The sequence below is a fragment of the Chitinophaga niabensis genome, assembly GCF_039545795.1.
Classification (GTDB): Bacteria; Bacteroidota; Bacteroidia; order Chitinophagales; family Chitinophagaceae; genus Chitinophaga; species Chitinophaga niabensis_B.
This window is the reverse complement of record NZ_CP154260.1, coordinates 591,044-608,441: the sequence shown is the minus strand read 5'-3', so window position 1 is coordinate 608,441 and position 17,398 is coordinate 591,044. Positions and strand designations below refer to the sequence as shown.

The following is a 17,398-nucleotide window of genomic DNA, read 5'->3' as shown; positions in this document are numbered from 1 at the left end:
GTTTGCACAAGGATGAAGCAAGGATGAAGCAAGGATTATACAACCATTAGGCTAATTTCAGATTACTTTTGCACAATTCTGTAAAGGATTTCCTACTTATTTGTCACTACAAAATTAAACCTTCCCCCCGGGGCTGCATCTCCATTCACGTACCAATCCAGCGGATTATCCTCCTGCATATTATCAGACCATTTGAATTCAAAGTTGATATTGTTGCTCTTTATACCTATGCGTGATAAAGGTATACTGATCATCAGCTCTTTTCCTTTCATCCGATATGCCACTTTTGCCAGATCGCTCCATGTACCATCTTTATTAAACTGCAATTGATCTCCTCCTACAATACGGTAGTCATATTTCCCCGAGCGGTCCATATCTAACCATAATGTCATCCAGTTCTTACCCGTATTAGGGGTTATAGCTGCAACCGTACTTGCATAAAAATATACATACTGTTTATCACGGGCTACTTTCATTACAGAGAGATCATTCCTGCCGGTCGTATTCTCATATATTACTTTGGGTTCTGATTGGGCACCCGGGTATTTCCTATGCAATACATCCCCGGTATAATCCCTGTACACCGGCAATACATGTACCCAATCTCCCCAGCCTTTTATTGATTTCTCCGGCCCCAGTAAGGGAATGGCTCCATACCCCTTATACCGCCTGATATTGCTCACCATCTGCATGTAATAATGATCTTCCAAGCCGGCAGTCAGTGAAGGTTCTATATCCCTGCTATACTCCGGGCTGGCCTGATCTACAAAGACCGCAGTGTCTTTACTTTTCTTGTATCTCCATTTCCCGGCAATCCATTCATTCCACCCTGTTATAAATATAAACGGCACATCCTGCTTCAATGCAAACTCCCACTGTTCCTGTATATTATAACCGTAAGGCAGATCTGCTGCATTACCTTCCGCACCATTCCGATAACTTCTGCCCCAATTGCCGGGCCGTTTATAAAAAGCTGAATGCCCCATAGGAACAACAGGATGTTGTGCAGTGGAAACATTTACAATCTCTCTTTCACCTTTATTATTGAGGTATACATGTTGCAGGCGCTGGAATTCTATCCAGGGCCAGGCGTTGTTTTTGAAAGCTTCCGTAGGCCACTGGGATTCACGTATTGTAAAAAAGGAATTCCTCGCTTCTTTGGAAATACCAATGATCAGGGGTTTTCCTTCCAGATAAAACCAATTTTCCGGATAGCGGTATGGAGCACCTACTTTGTAACAGCTGTCATATAGTTCCTGCATGGTTTCCCCGGATTTCGTATTGGTGTAGAATACCACTTTAGGCGTTTTCCTCCCCTGTTTGCGGACGGTTTCCAGGGCACGCATCAAGGCATCTGTTTGTTTCAGATAGGTAAGGCGGTTGGTGGCATCAAGGATTAGAATATCCACACCTGCATCTGTTAGCAGTTGTACATTTTTCAAATGCACCCAATAATCCCCGCCCTGGTAATAGCCATAAATGGGTTGCCCCCAGAAATAGTATTTGCCTGCTACGCCGGCACCGCCACCCCAGCCGGGATGGTTGAAATCATTAAATACAGAAGAATCCCGCTGCCACATTTCGGTGAGATCCCAATATTTCTCGGAGGTAGGGGAATCCCCCTGCCATAGAAAATAAAACAGGGCAACGTGTTTATTAGCTTTGGGTGCGCCTACCTCTTTTTGCTGCGGCAGTACGCGGCCCAGTCCGTCTGTAGCTGCTAAGGTTTGGGCAGATCCCATAATCGGGATGAATAAAAGCATGGTAAATAGGAACCTCATGCTTACAACTTACAGGATTTTGACGATAGGGGCATCCTGCACCATCCTAACATAAAAAAAAGCGTACCATCCTGAACAGATGATACGCCTCTAATATACACTAAATCAGATTTACAGCTTTACCTCCTTCGCCCCCAACTCTTCCCCCTTCACTACCGCTTTCATAAATCCATCCATCTTCTCAAACTCCCTGAACATAAAGTTAGCCACTTCATGTCCCTTCCCTTCATAAGTATATAACACCACCGGCTTCTTCCATGCCTTTGCCTGTTCGTAGATCGTCTTAGCCCCGAACAGCATCATCCAACCCGGTGTATTCGCTTTACAGAAATGATGCGCGGCTGTGCCAAAAGGTACCAGCTGGTCCTTTGTGCCATGCATGAATAAAGTGGGGATCCAGTTATCCGGGGTAACGGTATTGATATCCAGCAAGGCACCGGAAAACACCATGGCACCACGGAAACGGATAGTATTTACAGTACCAAAAGGATTATATAACAATTGCAGGATAGTCTCCGCACCGGCACTGCTGCCTGCAATGAAAAACTTATCCTTATCAATGTGCAAACTATCGAGGATAAAACGGGCAGCATCTCCGGCATCCTCCACAGCAAGACGGATGGCTTTCAGTTTTTCCGTAGTAGTAGTATTACAGCCAAAATTGCTCCCTTTCAGGTACAGGCGATAAGAGATCACATATACATTGTACCCCAGTTTACCCAAACCATCTGCCATCGGCTTCTGGTTAGCAGGATCTCCACCGGTAAAGCCACCACCGTGTACAAACATTACAGACATGCCGTTGGGTTCAACAGATGGTTTGTAATGATCGATGTATAAAGACTGTTTGTCTTTTACGGCGTAAGTGATCCTTGTTTGCGCCTGCGTACAGCTGGCAAAAAACAGCAAAAATATCAGCGTTCTCATGCTTCAAGATAACTAAATGCGGGCGCTTTTTCAAGCGTTTGCCATACCTGGTATAAAGCACGGGGCACATGGAAACAACCCTTCCATTTACCACCTTTCAATTGCAATAAAGGCTCTCCCTGGCGGTTCAGGTAACCGAACCATTCAGGATGTTCCGCATCTTTAAAATGTTTCCAGGTGTAGGCATGTACTTTTTCAAACCAGTTCTTACAGGCTTCGCTGCCAGTGAGCTGCCAGCCTTTAGCGAGGAACACCAGGGTTTCCATGTGTACCCACCATAACTTCTGGTCCCACTCCAGCTGCTGCGGAGGTTTGTTATGTACATCCATAAAATAGAAGATACCACCGTATTGATGGTCCCATCCAAACTCCAGCATGCGCAATCCTATTTCCATGGCTTTGTTGGCCAGGGTCATATCATTCAGGCGTACCGACAGGTCCATGATAAACCACATGGCTTCGATTGCATGACCGGGATTTAATAAGCGGCCTTCAAAGGAATCAGAGAAACTGCCATCTTCCAGCACATTTTCCAGGATGAGCCCTTTGCCTTCCAGGTAAAAAACATGCATCACTTCTTCCAGCACTTCGGGAATGAACTCATTCACCTTCTCACTGCCCAGGATATGTTCCAGTTCCAGTGAGAGATTACAGAGGATCATGGGCAATGCGAAGTTCTTCAGGTTGCGTGTGCCCGGAACGTTTTTGGTGTAATGTCCTTTGGGATTCTTTCTGCGGTGCAGGATGTTCTCGAATGTATCCTTTGCGATCGCATGGTATTCCGGCTTCGGATCTATTTTGTACAATGCACCAAAGCCCATGGCTGCGAAGCAATCCGAAAAGATATTATAGGGCTGGATGAGGGGCTGGCCTTCCTGTGTGGTAGAAAAGTACCAATTGCCCTGTTCATCCCTCCCGTATTTTTCCATGAAAGTGGCACCATGTAAGGCCATCTCCTTCCATAGGGGGTTCTGATCTACTTTGTCGTACAGCATGGAGAACATCCATACTTCCCTTCCCTGCAGCCACATGAATTTATCTGTGTCAAATACTTTTCCGTAACGGTCCAGGCAGGTAAAAAAACCACCATGCTGCTCATCCCTGGAGTTGCTCGTCCAAAAGGGTAACACGTTCTCCAATAACTCCTTCTTATAAAGTGTGGCTAGATGTTTCATTAAAAATTGGCTAAATATTCTTTGTATCGGTTATATAAATGGCCTGCCTGCAAGTAGGCAGACTGTGGGCTCATAAAATGAGAAAATTCAAAAGTGATGGCTTTATCATATCCTGCCAGCCTTGCTGCTTCCAGCTTTAACCGCAACTTCTCGAATTTGATGGGCAGGAACTTAATGGGCATGTCCCGGTCAAAAGATTCCGCATTGGTCCAGCATTGCATGCCGAATTTATCTGCCATTCTTTTATTCACGGCAAAGAATTCCGGGAGTTCATGATAATCGATATGACCATCCTGGAAGGCAATAGCATCCACTGCGCCACGTACACCATCAAATATTTCACTCCATTCTTTTTCATGCTCCTGTATGGAAACGGCATCTTCTTTAGTAAGACCGGCAGAAGCGGCCATTACCGCTTTTTTGCCATCTATCCAGGGAGAGATGAAAGTGGGCAGGCCATTGCTTACAGCTTTACATTGTTTGCCTAAAGTAGAAAAGGCTTCCACTGCCCCTTTCGTACGGCGGCTGATCTCCATACTCAGGTACCAGCCTTTAAAGCTTCTATAGTGGCCATATTGTTGCCACACTTCATCTATCACATAGCGGTTGGCATCTATCTCTGATTGCATGTTACCGGTATCCCAGTAATGGCCGCTATCATAGAGGCCAAAGTAAAACTGCATGCCATGTTTATCTGCCAGCTCCAGGTACATTTTCACCAGGTCTACCGGCGGTACGTAACATCCATGCTGCTTTTGCAGGTACGCAGAGGGGTAAGTGATAAAACGGCGATAACCGCTGCGGATAAGGATCACCGTGTCGATACCAATGGCTTTCATGTGACCGAAATCACGGTCCCATTCCTCATATCCCCAGTTCTGATGCGGGATATCATGACTGATCTCATCCAGGAAAGTGCCTGTTATCTTCATGTTATAACTGTTTTTTCTGTTTTAACCAATTCACCCAATCCACATAAGCAGCCGGCTCCAGGTGAATGCCATCTTTCGTATAAGCGGCTTTCAATTCTCCCTTTTCATCTGCAAACAATTCATGCAGGTTCAGGTAGGGGAGCTTGAATTCTTTTGCAATGTTTACAAAGCCTTCATTCAGCGCCTTTATTTTTGCTGCTTTTCCTTTGAGGTAATCATAAGGCAGCTTCCCTTCGTTCATGGGCAATACACTCTGAATGATCAGCTTTGTTCCAGGCAAACCTTGTGTGAGTTTTGTAACGATGCGGTGGTAATTGTTCAGGATCACCTCAGTGGGTAATCCTCTTCCGATGTCGTTGATGCCGATCAGTAAAAAGATCTTTCGGGGCTGTTGTTTGATCACGCCATCCAGGCGGGCCAGCACACCAAAAGTATTATCCCCGCCGATTCCCCTGTTAGCGATCCTCCTGCCTGGCAACAGTTCTGCCCACTCCCCTCTTTCTGTAATACTGTTACCCAGGAACAGGATATCCGCCGGTTGGTTATTGAGTTGATTGTAAAGGTCCATGCGGCCTTCGTAATACCAGTTATTGTAACTGCTGTCTATCTTCTGCTGTGCAGATCCGAGCAGTGGCAAAAGGCAGGCAGCTAATAGTAATTGCTTCTTCATTATAAATATTTTTTACTGCGCAGGTAATTCACCCATGCCGGATAAGAACTCACTTTCAGGTGCAGGCCATCCGGTGTTTCTGCTCTTTTCAATTGCCCTTTTGCATCTGCAAATGGTTCATGCAGGTTCACGAAGTAGTATCCATGTTGTTTGGCCAGTTGTTCATAAGCTTTGTTCACCAATGCCACATTTGCATTCGTTACTTTTTTGAATGGTTCTATCAGGATCGTATCGTTCACCGGCAGGATGCTTTGCACATACACTTTGGTACGGGGAGATCCGGCTTTGATCATAGACAACATCCGTTCGCAGTTATTGATGATCACATTCGCAGGTACTTCCCTCTTAAGATCATTGACCCCGATCAGCAGGAAGATCTTTGCAGGTTTAGCCTGTACGATCTGTGGCAGGCGGGCCAGTACACCAAATGAATTATCACCGCTGATGCCTCTGTTCTGTACAGGAAGCCCTGGTAATATCTCATTCCATTTACCGGCTTCTGTAATACTGTTGCCCAGGAAAACGATCGCATTTTTCTGCTGCGGCAGGCTGGCGAATAATGCCTGCCTGTCTTTATAATGACCGTTATCGTAAGTACTGTCTATTGTTTGCGCCATAGCGGACAAGCCCATAGCCATCAACAGTACCGTTCCTTTCAGTTGCTTTATCATTGTTTATATTTTTCGTCTGCTTTACCAAGATGGTTCCACCAGTTCTTTTTCAGGATCCAGGTAGTAGCGATGAAGATGATCGTCCAGCCCAGCAACTGCCAGTTTTCCCTGATCATGAAGTAGATCGGGATCACTACCTGTGCCATCTGCCATATTATACCGATCAGGATATTGAACATATCCCGTTTGAATTCACCATTAGGTTTGAAAGTTGGATCTTCTGCCATTACTTCCTTTTTGATCGGCCCCCAGAAACCCCATGGGTTTGTTTGCTTATAGAACGCTTTCACGGCCTCGCGGTTCACCAGCGGAGAAACATAGGTACCCAGGATACAACCAGCGAAAGAAAACACAAGGATGATCGGGAACACATAGATGTCTACTATCTCCGGGAAGAAGAACAACTTGATGGTAGAACCGATTAATCCGAACAGCATACCATAGAAGTAACCGTAACCCGTGAATCTCCACCACAGCCATTTCAGGAAGTTGGAAGCAGCATAACCACCATAGAGCGCAGACGTGATCCAAAGGGTGAGTTTATTCAGGGAAGCGCCCATGAAGCCAAACATGATACCTACCATCACCAGTACAAGTGAAGAGATCACGCTGATACGGATGTATTTGGCATCGGAGGCGTTGGTATTAATATATTTCTTGTAGATATCGTTCACCACATATGCAGGCGCAGCATTCACAAAGGCGGCGAAAGTACCCATAAAGGAAGCGAGCAGGCCAGCCAGTAATAAACCTTTGAAACCTGCGGGAACAAACTTCGCGATAGCGAGTGGCGCTATCTTTTCAAAATCGATATGACCTCCCTGCTGGTTCAGTTCTGTTTGCATAAATACGAGCGCCAGCACTGCAAACGCGGCTACCATCAGGTAACGGGGAATGTACATTACCCAGATAGTAGTGAAGCTCATTTTAGCAGCATCACCGGGTGTACGGGTGGAGAGCACACGTTGCATATCATAACTGGGAACAGGCCCTGCAATAGAAGCAAAGATACCTTTGAACAACATCATCATTAAGAGAATGCCAAACAGGCCAAATCCATCTGAAGCGATCTTATTGTCCACTCCCGGGAAAGGCGTACCGCTCCAGTCAAGGCCCAGGTCCCATCCAAAAGACAGGTCTTTCCAACCTGCAGGGATAGCAGCGTTGATCTGTTCTGCGGTAACGGAAGTATAAGCAATGTACCCGATCACCAGGCAGGAGATGGTCATAATGATGAACTGCATCACTTCTGTAGCTACCACGCTATACATACCACCTTTGATGGTATAGAGCGTGGTCATGATACAAAGGATAAGTGCATAACTCCTTTCAGAAGAAAGATGAAATGATCCGATCTGTACGGAAAGGTCCCAGGGTAAAATAGAAGTGGAGAACTTACCGATGCCTTCAAAGAAATAAGCGATAAAACCGATCACGCTCACAATGGCAAAGATCACAATGATGATGTGTGATAACCGTGCGCCCTTTCCATCTCCGAAACGGAAGGTGATCCATTGTGCGCCTGTCATTACATTGGAGCGGCGCATCCAGATGGCGAGGTATACAAATACGAATACCTGGTTCCATACCGGCCATAGCCATGGAATAAAAGCACTCTTCAATCCATAGATGAAGAGGATGCTCACCGTCCACATGGTACCTGAAATATCAAACATGCCGGAAGCATTGCTCAGCCCCAGCATGTACCATTTCATTTTATTCCCTCCCAGGAAATAAGATTGCAGGTCCTTTGAGGCTTTCCTTGCTATGTAAAAACCCAGGAACAGGATGGCTATCACATAACCGATAATGATCCCTATATCCAATACACTTAACGACATCTATAATTTTTTATGTTTTCCAATACCATTTGCGCCGAACAAAAAAGATAGTGATGAGGGATACAATGCCGGTGAACACAAGTCCACGCAGTACCCCCAGCCACACATTATGCTCCATCGCACTTAACAGATCAATTGCTCCCGTGAGCTTTAACAAAGGCAGTAATAACAGGTTACCTGCTACATATGCTACCATCGGATTCCTGCCGTTAATGGCCAGGTAACCAATGATGCGTTGACAGTATCCATAATATTCCAACACCATAAAACCCAGTACTGTGAGGAAGGCAAGCCCTCCTGTCACAAAGTAATAACTATAATTAGAGGGATCTTTTTTAATGCCGCCCTGCGTACAATCAAAACATAAACCCAGCCATAGTAAATACACACCGGCCTGCAAATAGTTCTTCCAGGCCTGCACCTTTGTTGCCATCACCAGCATAAAGGTGCCTATCAAAACAGATAAAACGAGATTTAATACTACCTGCCTGCTAAAAAGGTATACCACATTCACGATCACCAGCAGGAATGCTCCTCCTGCGATCATCATCCATTTCCGTTTATCCCATGCAGGAATTTCGGGAACTGAGAGCAGTAGCCATTCCCCGGCAAAAGTGCCGGGGAGGATAATGAACAGGTATTTGAGATAATAGAACTTATACATCCAGGGAAGCGGAGACCAGTTGTAAATAGCCTCTGCCCAGCTGCCGGGCGTTTCGGCAGCTAAAAAAACGGCTGCAATAAAAGGTAATACTCCTAAGCGGAGCAGCGGCTGCTTAGCCGTGAGCCACCAGATAATACCTCCAAAGAAAGCCATATTCGCTAATACCAGGATGATGATATCGCTTTTGTAAACATCTACGCCTTTCCAGATCAGAAAAGTGACAGCTGCGGTTAACGCTATAATCCTAGGGATCTTAGATTCCATCCTGATGAACAGGAAACATAACAGCACAAATGCACCGATGGAGATAAACTGTTGGTTCCGTGTGTGCAGTGTAAATACAGCAAAAAATACCAGTAAGATGAAACGTTGCGCCAGCCCGCCTAAAACCTTCTCTTTGTTATGCAGGGCTAAGGGAATAGCCGCACCCATGCTGAACAAAAAGAAAGGGAATACTAAGTCCACCCAGGTAATACCGGGAACCGCAGGATTGAACTGATGAGATGGTGGTGGCGTTTGTGCATGATACATCCAGTCCGGCAGAATGCCGAATGCGATGCTGCTGGACAGGACCATGGCCAGTATAGCAAAACCGCGGAGTGCATCAAGACTATTGCTTCGTTTCATATTGATTTGTACACTTAGTAAGCTGCCGGCTTTCACCGGCAGCTTATGCTTCATTGTCCATTCTGTGATTCGTAACTATTTTTTCAACCCGTTCCTGACAGCTTCCCATAATGGTTGTTTCAACCTGTTATACTGCGGTGCGTAAATGTGCACCACATCAAACAACATCACACCACCACTGGCTTTCCCTAAAATGTATTGAATGGTTTTAGAGATATCCGCCTGTGATGCCCAATCCACATTCCCCATATCAATACTACCATACAACGGCATTTTATTACGGGTGATATACATCCCTCCTATCAGAGAACCTTCCACACTCCACCAATGGTATTTCAGTCCCGCGGTAGCGGGATTGTCTGCCAATTTGAGTTGTGTGAAATAATTACCTGTCATCAGGAGGTCCAGGTTTTCTGCATAACCGGTTTCACCGTATTTGGGATAAGCCCAGTCGAAACGCAGCTCCTGGTCGTTGAAAGGATCATAATCTTTACTGGCCCAGTTTACACCCACCTGGTAATAAGTAGTGTACCATGCGCCTACATAAGTACCGAACTTCATATCCGGCTTCACGGATTTTACCGCCTGCCTTGCTTTGATAAAGAATTGCTGGATAGTATGGCAACGGTACATCAGCCATTTCTTGTAATACTTTCCTAAAGTGTTAGGCAGTGTTTGCCCCGCGTTAGTTCTCCAGGTGGCAACGATATCCTGCGGGAACTTCATGTTCTTCGCATCATTGTCCTGGTAGTTTGCTTCCAGGTATTTGATGAACTCTGCTTTGGAGAAATCAGAGAAATCCGCGTCGATGTCTGTATAACGGCAATAATCCAGGATCAGGCCATCAAAGGTATATTTGGTACAGATCTCTTTGATGATATTGAGCGCACGGGTTTGTATTTCCGGTTGTGCAGGATTTACAAATGCATTCCTGCCGGTAGAAGTGATGGGAACACGATTGCCGTTAACATCACATACAATACTTTCGAACTTACTCCTGAAGTTGGCATCATCAAACACTGTTCCGGAGTTGCGGGCACCATCTCCTTCCACAAAGGTGACAATAGAGGCATATACCTTGAAGTTGCGTTTGCGCGCTTCCTGGATCATATAGCCAACATAATCCACGCCGGCAGTGATGGATTTGCCATCCTGCGTGGTCACCTGTTTAGTATAGGCACTGGGATACATGGTGTACCCGCTGCTGCCTTTTACATCAATTACCAGTCCGTTCACACCTACCTGTTGGAGGGTATCCAGTACGGTTTTGATATTAGCAGTATCGTTGAGGCGGCCGTATGTTCCAAATACATTGGAGCGTGCATCCACCCATGCAATCACATCCCTTTTGGGTGTGATAACAGTATCCCCTCCACCGGGAGCCGGTGGAGCAGGATCTGAATTTTTCTTACAGGCTACTGCAGAGATCATGATGATCGCCAGCAGGGCGCTTATAGTTCTTTTCATTGTTGCGTTTTTACTTTGCGTAAGTAGTGAACTCATGTGCTACAATGCCACCGTTGGTGAGCAATGTATACACCTGCATCCTTTCTTTGTTCTGAGAAAAACCTATACAGATATCTGCTGTACCGTTACCATTCAGTGTACCGTTCTGTTCTGCAGAAGTAAATACATTGAACGTAGCGTAGTTTGGATCTGCGGAAGAAGTACCTAACCTGGAAGTGTTGGTAACATCAAACAAGCAAGTATGTATGCGGTTCAGATCGTAGGAGGCTACATACTTCACAATAGCGAGATAATTTGCATTATTGAACCGGGTGTAAGCGGTAGGCATGTGGAAGATACCGAAGTTACCTACCTCATTTGCAAATGCTACTGTTCTGCCTTGTGTAGCTCCGTTCACCAATGCTATATCAAACTGGTAATTGATAAAGTAGTCTGCATTAGCTCCTGCAGAAACCGGTTGTGCTTCCGCATAGAATCCAAAGTTGGTTGCGCCGTTGGCAAGGCCGGTATAAGTTAATGTTTCAGGTGTTTGGCTCACCACTGCACCATTTTGTACCCTCCATCTGAAAATGATATTGGATTGACCAGCCGGTGCCATGATCACGGCATTACCATCCAGGTTACCATAGATATTCACCCTGCGGCCTACGCCACCATCCAGTGAAATAGCTGCGGGATTGTTGTTAGTCCACTCTATCAGTTTCACAGGCGCAGCATCTAATGCGTTCTTATACTTGTAGAGTATAAACTTGGCATTCTTGGGAGCCCAGGAGGCCGCCAGCAGGTTACCTACTGTATCTTCCACCATCTGGAAAGACAATTGAGATCCGAAAGGATTGTACATCTCCTGTACATATGCTGCCGTGAAGCGATTGTATACACTGAACTTGGAAGGGTTCGTTCTTCTTACCAGGATCAGGTGGTCTCCGCTTACTGCAATGCTTACTTCGTTATTTGCGGTAAAACCAAAATCGGAACCCGCTTTAGCCCAGAGCTGGCGATTGATACCAACGCCATAAGCCAGTTTGATGGGCTCTGCGGTTTTCAGGGTGTAGGTTTTAGTTACACCGTCTTTTCCTGTTATGGTTAAAGGAAGGGGTTGTGACAGATCAACTGCAGCATCATTTGCAATGGAAGCAGTGGAATGTTTGTTGATCTCATAAGATACCTTCGCATTATTCAGCACCGTTCCGGGTAATACATAGAACAATATTTCACCATTGGGTTGCTGAACACCATCCAATTCCTGTGCTGCACCGCTGCCATCTGTATATTTTACTTTCACATTGGATAAAACGAGGTTACCCACTTTCTTTGCTATCACCACATACTTCTTTACTTCACCGGTACCTGCAACAACAGAGAAGCTGTAAGGTTTGGAGAGATCAGTAAATACACCAATAGCAGGTGTGATGTATGAATCAGAAGGAACAGATCCGCGCAGGATGATCTTTGTGAGATCCATCTCATTATCGGAATCTTCCGGGAAGTAATAAGGGATGTCGAAATAGATGGTATCGTTGCTATAACGGGGATTAAATAAACGGTCGCGGCCATTGCCATCTTTGGTGGCGTAAATATCGCTGAGGGTATTTGCCGGATTACGTTTGATCTCATCCGCTTTGCGGCAGGCAGTAAATAAACTGCCGGCAGCCATGGTGAATATGATAAATGAACTGATACGTTTCATAGTTTGCATTTTTGTGTGAACAGGTAAAACCTTACCAACCCTGGATTTGTTTCATGGCGGCATTACGTTGGATCTCGTCTACCGGAATGGGGATGTAATACAAAGCAGGTGTAAACTGGCGATTAACATTATCTGCCGGTACTACTTCATATTTCCAGCCTGCACCTTGTGGCGTGATCCTGTGGCCGGTGAATTTCACACCGTTCAATACAGTGTGTGCTTTACGCCAGCGGCGAAGGTCCCAGTAACGATGTCCTTCAAATGCCAGTTCTACTTTACGCTCATGTTCAATAGCTGTCATCAGTTGTGCAGCATCGCCGGCTGTTGTGCCAGGCAAACCACGTTTGTTCCTCAGCGCATCCAGTGCTGTAGTAGCACCTGAGAGATCATTGATCTTTGTTCTGGCTTCTGCAGCAATCAGCAATACTTCTGCATAGCGCATTTCGATAGCGCTTTGTGTGCTCTTGTTCACCACAAAATTTGTATTAGTGGAATCCAGCATCTTTTTGATGTAGTAGCCCGTCACTGTTCTTTTTGGTTCAGGGGAAGCAGCATATTCTATAAAGTTTTCCACACCGGTACCAGCCTGTGAATTGATGGTCCTGCTTTTCCAGGGAGCGCCATTATAAAGGATAGTGGCATAGAACCTGGGTTCACGGCCAACATAGGGATTGGCAGCCTGGGTGGCATTGCTCCAGGAGAATTTGGAACCATCTGCCATTTCAAATTCGTTCACCAATTCTGCGGTAGGCACACCATACACCAATCCCTGACCAGGAATATCACCCGGAGGTGCAAAACCCAGATCAAACTGATGCGTGAATTGCGGTGCGATGTAATCCAGTTTGAAGAGGGATTCTTTGGAATCCTTTTTCAGGAAGATAGCGGCAAAATTGCTTTCCAGCGCATAAGTGCCCTGGTCTGCCAGTTTGATCACTTCCGCAGCGGCATCTGCTGCATTCTTGTAATAAGCAGGAGCGTTGGCAGCAGGCACACCGGTTAAGGGGTCCTGGTTGTATAATTTCTTATCGTATTCTGCAATGGAAGCAGCATATAACCATGTGCGGGCCAGCATACCATAAGCAGCGCCTTTTGTAGCGCGGCCTGCACGTGCAGCCGGTTGTGTAACAGGCAGCTTTTCTGCGGCATAAGCAAAATCTGCTGCAATGTATTTCCAGCAATCATCTTCACTGGAACGGGCATTGTCCTTATTGCTATAACCATCCAGTTCAGGCATGATCACCACACTGCCATGTAATTTCACCAGCCAGAAGTATACGTATCCACGGATAAAACGGGCTTCTGCTTCATACAAAGCTTTCTCTTCCTCACTCACCTTTGCATATTTGTAAAGGCCGTAAATAAATTCATTGAGTTTGCGGATACGGGAATAACCAGCACTCCAGTAATTCAGTTGCGGGCCGGCAGCATCTACACGGCTGGCATCCATGGCAAGGATATTCACCGTTCCGTTACCGGAAGTGGTGGAAGTATATTTCATCACATCTGTAAGTGCGTCCGTTGCATTACTGTAACCAATAGGGAACTGGCCGAACTGGAAAGTATTGAACTCCGAATACATGCCGCCGATGTACAGTTCCATATTCGCCGGGTTCTTGTAGATGGCTTCTTCCGTATATTTATTGGTAAGCGGTATATCAATTTTACAGCCATGCGCCAGTACCACAATGCCGGCCAGTAAAAACGATCTCTTTATTGTTGAAAATATTATACTCATCGCTGTACTTTTTAGAATGAAAGGTTTACACCTGCTGATAAAATGCGTTGTTGCGGATAGAAACCGTTGTTAACGTTCGGCATCTCAGGATCCAGGTATTTGAGCTTGTCAAATGTGAACAGGTTGAAGCCTGAAACATAGACACGGAACTGCTGGATCTTTGCCTGTTTCATCCAGCTAACAGGAATGGTATATCCGAGTTGCATGGATTTTACACGCAGATAACCACCATCACGGATCCAGCCTGAGTTGATGTGTGCATTGTGAGCAGTCAATGGTGCTTTATAAGCAGAAAGACGCGGGAATTCAGCATTCGGATTATCAGGCGTCCACGCTCCTTCTACCAGGAAGTAGGGAGAATTACCATATCCGTAGAAAGATCTTGTGAAAGGTGTGTTATCATCTACACCGGAAGTTCCACTGGAACCTTCATAAGTACCCGCCAGGTTCACACTGCTGAGCGCAGCACCCTGTAATAAGGCAGAGAAATCAAAACCACCATATTTCAGGTAGATGTTGAGGCCATACATGATCTCCGGCAGATTGCTGCGGCCGATAGCCACGAAATCATCTGTACGGGTGATACGGCCATCGCCATTAATATCTTTATACCTGAAGAAACCCGGCGCCACTACACCAGCACTTGGTGAAGGTGCATTGGCTGCTTCCTCCCAGTTCTGATACATACCTTCTGCCACAAAACCGAATTTGGTACCCAGCGGTTTACCTACACGGCGCAGCCACTCAGGCGTGGAAGCGTTTTCATCCATACGGATGATCTTATTCCTTGCCCAATTGAAGTTACCGGTAACACCATATTCCAGTTTACCAACATGGTTATTGTAACGGATCTGCAGATCAAATCCGCGGTTATCCATAATACCTGAATTTACGGTAGCAGGATAATAGCCGCCGATGGTTGGTGGGAATAAACCTGCCTGGCCCGCCAGGATATTGGTGGTGAGCTTATAGAAATATTCAAAGTCAAATCCGAGTTTACCATCCAGCCATAAAGACTCAAAACCCACATTGGTTACTTTAGCTGTTTCCCAGGTAATAGAAGGGTTAGGAGGTGCACTGGTATAAATAGCAGCAGTTGGTTTGCCCCCCAGCACGATCACCGGATCGGTAGTCAGCTGGTAAGTTTGCAGATATTGGAAGGAAGAGATAGACTCATTACCCAAACGCCCTAAAGAGGCTTTCAGTTTCAGGAAGTCCACCACTCCTTTTGCTTTTTCAAAGAAAGGTTCTTTACTCACGATCCAACCCACTGCCGCTGCAGGGAAATAATCCCAGCGGTAATCGGGATGGAAGTTGATAGAGGCATCATAACGGGTAGCTAATTCTACCAGGTATTTTCCCTTATATACGTAGTTGATACGGCCAACATAACCAGCCCTTGAATCCAGTCCGCTGCTGCCTGTAGGTGTAATGATATCCAGCGGGCCCTGGCCGCCGTAGTCGATCTCATGAATATCCGTCAAAGGGAAATTGCTCGCGCCTGTAGAGAACACGTTATTCCTGCCCTGGCCAAATTCATACAACGCCAATGCACTGATCTCATGGTCACCAAAGGTTTGATTATAGGTGATGCTGGGCTGGAATGTTTTACGGAAGTTTTGGCTGTAAGACTGGCGCAGGGTAGTTCTTGTGATACCCGGTAAAGTGTTCAGCATTACAAAATCGCCTGTAGTCTGATCCCTTGCGCGGCCCATCAAAGTATAAGGTGTGAGCCAGCTTTTATTTTCTGTACTGGTCTTATCATACGCAGCCAGCACTTTTGCTTCCAGGCCTTTTACCCATGGTATCTTTGCACGGAAAGTGATATTACCCTGGAAGATATTGGATTGGCCGTTCTGATAACCGGATTGTTGTACAGATGCAATTGGATTCACCCAGCCCGCATTACTGTTATAAGCAACCGGCAAACCATTCGGTGCATACTCCGGCATGTTAGGGAGCATACGCACTGCCTGGTAGAATGGGTTCAGGTAAGCCGTATTATCCGGAGAAATACCAGGTGTACGGGTGTTAGTCTGACGAACACCGAGGTCTACTGACACAGAGAAGATATCATTCAATTCCGCATCAATATTGGACCGAACATTATAACGTTTAAAACCGGTGTTTTCAATCACCCCGTTCTGATCCAGGAAACCGGCACTGGTGAAATACTTCACTTTATCTGTACCACCTCTTACTGTTACGTTATGCTGATGTGAAATGGCGGTGTTGTCTGCCAGTTTACCTACCCAGTCAGTATTACCCAGCAACGGATTGGTATTGGTACCATTGCGTACCGCCTCTATCTGTTCTTTTGTATACACGTAAGGAACAGGGAATGCGCCGGTATGGTCCAGGTAATCATTATCCATATCCGTTCCTTTATTGTACCAGTACATATAGTCCGGGCCATCGAGGAATTTAGGGAAACGCGTATTGGAAGTTACCTGTAAACCGCCATCATAGGTGATCTGTGGTTTACCGCTTTTACCACGTTTAGTGGTAACGAGGATAATACCATTCGCTGCCTGCAAACCATATACTGCGGTAGACACAGCATCCTTCAGCAATGTAACGGATTCCACCTCAGCAGGGTCCAGCGTACCGAAAGAAGAACGCGGCACCCCGTCAATGATCACCAGCGGAGCCTGGTTGCCATTATACGTAGCCACACCACGGATGCGCAAAGTTGCATCATCCGCACCCGGGCGGCCGGATTGCTGTAAAGTGGTAAGACCAGGTAAACGGCCGGCCAAAGCATTCGTAAGATTCATGGTGGGCGCTTGTTTCAGCTGATCACCACTGATCTGTACAGCAGAACCGATTACGTTCTGTCTCTTTTGTTTACCATACCCTACTATGATCACTTCATTCAAACCACTCGCAGATTCTGCCAGTGTTACTTTAAGATCGGCCGCAGGGCCTGTTGTAATTTCTTTTGTCTGAAAGCCGATAAAGCTAAATACTAACGTGGCTGATGCTGATTTCAACGGTAAAGAGAACTTACCGGTCACATCTGTTTTGGTGCCAAGTGAGGTGCCTTTGATCTGCACCGTAACACCTGGTATGGAACCTCCTTTTTCATCCGTAACCGTTCCGCTAACATTGCCTGTCTGTGCGTAGGTGTGGATGGATGGCGCTATCAGAATAGCGAGGCATAGCAACCATCTGACCATACTTCTTTTGGTAGATAAAACATCCATAATAATCGT

General features: G+C 46.0%; 12 protein-coding genes. All 12 read right to left on the bottom strand.

Annotation, left to right across the window (positions count from 1 at the left end):
* Positions 1-92: 92 nt before the first annotated feature.
* Entirely contained in the window at positions 93-1,781 is a 1,689-nt protein-coding gene (locus tag AAHN97_RS02625) for a hypothetical protein (RefSeq protein WP_343306005.1), read from the bottom strand.
* A gap of 111 nt (positions 1,782-1,892) precedes the next feature.
* On the bottom strand, positions 1,893-2,708 hold the full coding sequence (locus tag AAHN97_RS02620; RefSeq protein ID WP_343306004.1) for an alpha/beta hydrolase: 816 nt from the start codon (positions 2,706-2,708) through the stop codon (positions 1,893-1,895).
* Positions 2,705-3,883 carry an AGE family epimerase/isomerase gene (locus tag AAHN97_RS02615; protein ID WP_343306002.1) on the bottom strand — a complete coding sequence of 393 codons (1,179 nt, stop codon included), beginning with the start codon at positions 3,881-3,883 and terminating at the stop codon, positions 2,705-2,707. Before AAHN97_RS02615 ends, AAHN97_RS02620 begins: the two co-directional genes overlap by 4 nt.
* Positions 3,883-4,815 carry a DUF4434 domain-containing protein gene (locus AAHN97_RS02610; protein WP_343306001.1) on the bottom strand — a complete coding sequence of 311 codons (933 nt, stop codon included), beginning with the start codon at positions 4,813-4,815 and terminating at the stop codon, positions 3,883-3,885. The genes AAHN97_RS02615 and AAHN97_RS02610 overlap by 1 nt, the downstream gene beginning before the upstream one ends.
* Position 4,816: 1 nt before the next feature.
* On the bottom strand, positions 4,817-5,485 hold the full coding sequence (locus tag AAHN97_RS02605; RefSeq protein ID WP_343306000.1) for a GDSL-type esterase/lipase family protein: 669 nt from the start codon (positions 5,483-5,485) through the stop codon (positions 4,817-4,819).
* A complete protein-coding gene (locus AAHN97_RS02600; protein ID WP_343305999.1) occupies positions 5,485-6,156 on the bottom strand; it encodes a GDSL-type esterase/lipase family protein in 672 nt (223 codons plus the stop codon). The genes AAHN97_RS02605 and AAHN97_RS02600 overlap by 1 nt, the downstream gene beginning before the upstream one ends.
* The gene (locus AAHN97_RS02595; protein WP_343305998.1) at positions 6,153-7,997 is read right to left on the bottom strand and encodes a sodium:solute symporter family protein; all 1,845 of its coding nucleotides are present in this window, start codon (positions 7,995-7,997) and stop codon (positions 6,153-6,155) included. Before AAHN97_RS02595 ends, AAHN97_RS02600 begins: the two co-directional genes overlap by 4 nt.
* 10 nt (positions 7,998-8,007) lie before the next feature.
* On the bottom strand, positions 8,008-9,288 hold the full coding sequence (locus AAHN97_RS02590; RefSeq protein ID WP_343305997.1) for a DUF5009 domain-containing protein: 1,281 nt from the start codon (positions 9,286-9,288) through the stop codon (positions 8,008-8,010).
* Between the two features lie 75 nt (positions 9,289-9,363).
* Entirely contained in the window at positions 9,364-10,755 is a 1,392-nt protein-coding gene (locus AAHN97_RS02585; protein ID WP_343305996.1) for a family 10 glycosylhydrolase, read from the bottom strand.
* A 10-nt stretch (positions 10,756-10,765) separates the two neighbouring features.
* Positions 10,766-12,445 carry a DUF5018 domain-containing protein gene (locus tag AAHN97_RS02580; RefSeq protein WP_343305995.1) on the bottom strand — a complete coding sequence of 560 codons (1,680 nt, stop codon included), beginning with the start codon at positions 12,443-12,445 and terminating at the stop codon, positions 10,766-10,768.
* A gap of 31 nt (positions 12,446-12,476) precedes the next feature.
* The gene (locus tag AAHN97_RS02575) at positions 12,477-14,183 is read right to left on the bottom strand and encodes a RagB/SusD family nutrient uptake outer membrane protein (RefSeq protein ID WP_343305994.1); all 1,707 of its coding nucleotides are present in this window, start codon (positions 14,181-14,183) and stop codon (positions 12,477-12,479) included.
* A gap of 11 nt (positions 14,184-14,194) precedes the next feature.
* The gene (locus tag AAHN97_RS02570) at positions 14,195-17,389 is read right to left on the bottom strand and encodes a SusC/RagA family TonB-linked outer membrane protein (RefSeq protein ID WP_343305993.1); all 3,195 of its coding nucleotides are present in this window, start codon (positions 17,387-17,389) and stop codon (positions 14,195-14,197) included.
* Positions 17,390-17,398 lie beyond the last annotated feature (9 nt).

Coding starts and splice junctions, on each gene's coding strand:
- AAHN97_RS02625 (WP_343306005.1), bottom strand. CDS start 1,781: ATGAGGTTCCTATTTACCATGCTTTTATTCATCCCGATTATGGGATCT.
- AAHN97_RS02620 (WP_343306004.1), bottom strand. CDS start 2,708: ATGAGAACGCTGATATTTTTGCTGTTTTTTGCCAGCTGTACGCAGGCG.
- AAHN97_RS02615 (WP_343306002.1), bottom strand. CDS start 3,883: ATGAAACATCTAGCCACACTTTATAAGAAGGAGTTATTGGAGAACGTG.
- AAHN97_RS02610 (WP_343306001.1), bottom strand. CDS start 4,815: ATGAAGATAACAGGCACTTTCCTGGATGAGATCAGTCATGATATCCCG.
- AAHN97_RS02605 (WP_343306000.1), bottom strand. CDS start 5,485: ATGAAGAAGCAATTACTATTAGCTGCCTGCCTTTTGCCACTGCTCGGA.
- AAHN97_RS02600 (WP_343305999.1), bottom strand. CDS start 6,156: ATGATAAAGCAACTGAAAGGAACGGTACTGTTGATGGCTATGGGCTTG.
- AAHN97_RS02595 (WP_343305998.1), bottom strand. CDS start 7,997: ATGTCGTTAAGTGTATTGGATATAGGGATCATTATCGGTTATGTGATA.
- AAHN97_RS02590 (WP_343305997.1), bottom strand. CDS start 9,288: ATGAAACGAAGCAATAGTCTTGATGCACTCCGCGGTTTTGCTATACTG.
- AAHN97_RS02585 (WP_343305996.1), bottom strand. CDS start 10,755: ATGAAAAGAACTATAAGCGCCCTGCTGGCGATCATCATGATCTCTGCA.
- AAHN97_RS02580 (WP_343305995.1), bottom strand. CDS start 12,445: ATGAAACGTATCAGTTCATTTATCATATTCACCATGGCTGCCGGCAGT.
- AAHN97_RS02575 (WP_343305994.1), bottom strand. CDS start 14,183: ATGAGTATAATATTTTCAACAATAAAGAGATCGTTTTTACTGGCCGGC.
- AAHN97_RS02570 (WP_343305993.1), bottom strand. CDS start 17,389: ATGGATGTTTTATCTACCAAAAGAAGTATGGTCAGATGGTTGCTATGC.